Source organism: uncultured Campylobacter sp., assembly GCF_938045595.1.
GTDB lineage: Bacteria > Campylobacterota > Campylobacteria > Campylobacterales > Campylobacteraceae > Campylobacter_B.
This window is the reverse complement of record NZ_CALIBB010000030.1, coordinates 1-2,687: the sequence shown is the minus strand read 5'-3', so window position 1 is coordinate 2,687 and position 2,687 is coordinate 1. Positions and strand designations below refer to the sequence as shown.

Here is a 2,687-nt window from a genome sequence, read left to right as displayed (position 1 = left end):
AAGCGGAAGTATTTTAAGATGGATTTGAATGTTGCGACGAAAATTTCGTCCCAAGACTAGGCAATTAGCCTGTCGTAGGGCGAAATTTTCTAGCTCATTCAAAGACGCTTAAAAGACGACGCGTTAAATTCTACAAAGATTGTAGGATTTTAGGTTTACTAAACGCCGTTATAGGTTTAATCTCTCCCTTAAATTTCTCAATCTGCGCTAGCACGGTGTGAGCCGAGTTGCTTTGCGCGAGACTTGACGTGCCTTTATCAAACGTAAGCACGTTTACGCAGCCGTGCTGGCAGAGGCTCTTCTCGCCCCAAACCTCTGGATCGTACCACGCGCCCTCGCAAATCGCTGCGACGCGCTCGGGCACGATGTCGGTAACGAGCACGCCCGCTAAAATTTCGCCGCGGTCGTTAAAAACGCGCACGATGTCGCCGTTCGCAAGCCCGCGAGCTTCGGCGTCTTTTGGATTGATAAGCACCGGCTCTCTGCCGCTAACCTCGGCGAAATTTCTGATGATCGAGTTGTTTAGCTGGCTGTGCAAGCGGTAGCGAGAGTGCGGACTTACGATATGAATCGGGTACTTCGCCGTCTTTTTCGCATCCCCCAGCCACTCTTTAGGTTCAATCCAAGTAGGCATCGGCGGGCAGTCGGCATAGCCCATCTTAGCGATTACTGGCGAGTAAAGCTCGATCTTGCCGGATGGGGTGCCTAGGCGGTTTTTGGCGGGATTTTCGCGGAATGCCGCGAGGCGCGTGTATAGCGCGCTGCTCTCGTCGTCCTTTTCAAAGCGCACGAAGCCTTTGTCGTAAAATTCCTCAAAGCTAGGCATCGTTATATTTAGACCTTTAGCTTGCTCTACGGCATCGGCGTAGAATTCCTTCATCCATCCTAGCTCATCCTTGCCCTCGCTAAAGACCTCGCCGTATCCCCAGCGTTTGCAGATCTGCTCGCAGATCCAAAAGTCGCTCTTGCTCTCGCCCATCGGCTCGATTGCGGGCCTGTAAGCGACTATATATTCGCCCGTAGCGCCGGTTTGGTTGATGTCGTTTCTCTCGACCTCGACGGCCACCGGAAGCACGATATCGCTAAGCTTCGCCGTGCTCGTCCAGTAAGGCTCGGCGGTGATAACGGTATCAAATTTACGCCAATGCTTGACGATATTATTCACGTCTTGATGGCGCGTAAACATCGATCCACACGCCATATAAGCAACCCTCATATGCGGTAGCTTGATTTTAGTGCCATCGTAGTTAATCTCCTTGCCCGGATGCTCCAGTGCCTCGATGCTGCGAGAGGACGGAATGGTAATGTTTTTCGCGTTTTTCCAAGGCGCAGAGCCCGTGTTTTCGTATTTTTCATCTATACGAGTGCTAAGCCCCTTTAAGATCGGAGCCACTTTATTCGTAGCGCCCGCAGAGCCGTAGCCTAGGCTAAATTCAAAGCCGAGACCCTCCTTGCCGATATACCCCAGCATCGCATTAAGCGCCACTAGCGCCCAGAAAGGCTGCTCGCCGTGATCTGCGCGCTGCAAACCGCGACCGATTAAAATCGTGCTCGGCTCCTTTGCAAGCGCCGTAGCAAATTTCGCAATAGCCTCCTCGCTAAGCCCGCAAATTTTGCTCGCCCAAGCTGCGTCCTTTACGATTTTATCGCTCTCGCCTAAAAAATACGCTTTAAATTTATTAAATCCGACGGTGTATTTTTTGATAAATTCCTCGTCGTAGAGGTTGTTCGTAAACAGATAATGGCACATACCGATGATGAGCGCGGTGTCGGTATTTGGGCGCACAATGATATCTTCGCTGCCAAAGTAGCGCGCGGTGTCGTTTCTCATCACGTTTACGCTATAAGTTTTGATGCCCGATTTTTTAAGCTCTTGCATGCCGATGTAGCCGTCGTGCGTAGGCGGAATGGATGAAATTTGATTGGTTACCGCAGGATCAGTCGCCCAAAATACGACGTTTTTGGCGTTTTTGACGATCGCTTTCCACGTAGTAGGCGCGTCATAAACGGCGCTTGAACCCAGCACGTGAGGCATGATGACGAGCCCCGCGCCGGTGGAGTAATCGCCGCTTTCCTCTACGTAGCCGCCTAAAATTTTAAGCATTCGGTGCGCTACGGTGCGTCCCCAGCCGATCTTGCCGCTGCCGCCCCACCAGTAGCACTCGCCGTAGATCGCCTCGGCGCCGTATTTGTCGAAATTTTCTTTCAAAGCCTTCGCCGCTAGATCAAGCGCTACGTCCCAGCTAACGCGTACGAACTCCTCTTTGCCGCGCAGTTCGCTCTTTGCCGCGCCTTTTGCCTTCAGATAGCTTTTGCGCACCATCGGATAGAGCACGCGGTTTTCGTTTTGGATATTATCGGGCAGGCTATAGTTCATCGTGTTTGGAAATTTATCGCCCTCAAATTCGCTTACCGAAACGATCTGCGACGAGTTTAAATTTAGCCAAAAGGGGCCGAATCTGTTCGCGCCGAATACTTTTTTATTATCGAAAATCGTCTGCGTAACCCCCTCGATCCTGCTAGCGCTAGCCGCGCTTGCGCCTAAAATCCCTGCCTTTAAAAAGTCTCGCCTTTTCATCTGATCTCCTTTATCATTCAGGTTTTTTTGCGTTGTGTTGTAGGTATTTTACGATCAAATTTAAATCGTCGCCCTCGAGCGCTACGTAGTTTGCATTGATCATCTCTTG

At 50.9% G+C, this 2,687-nt stretch carries 1 protein-coding gene; it reads right to left on the bottom strand.

Going from position 1 to position 2,687, the window contains the following annotated elements; translation table 11 throughout:
- Positions 1-130: 130 nt before the first annotated feature.
- Complete coding sequence (locus Q0340_RS01410; protein WP_298081855.1) at positions 131-2,578, bottom strand: molybdopterin-dependent oxidoreductase; 2,448 nt, start codon at positions 2,576-2,578, stop codon at positions 131-133.
- Between the last annotated feature and the right edge of the window lie 109 nt (positions 2,579-2,687).

Bases quoted from the DNA above. Each gene is read 5' to 3' on its own strand.
- Q0340_RS01410 (WP_298081855.1), bottom strand. From the start codon at position 2,578: ATGAAAAGGCGAGACTTTTTAAAGGCAGGGATTTTAGGCGCAAGCGCG.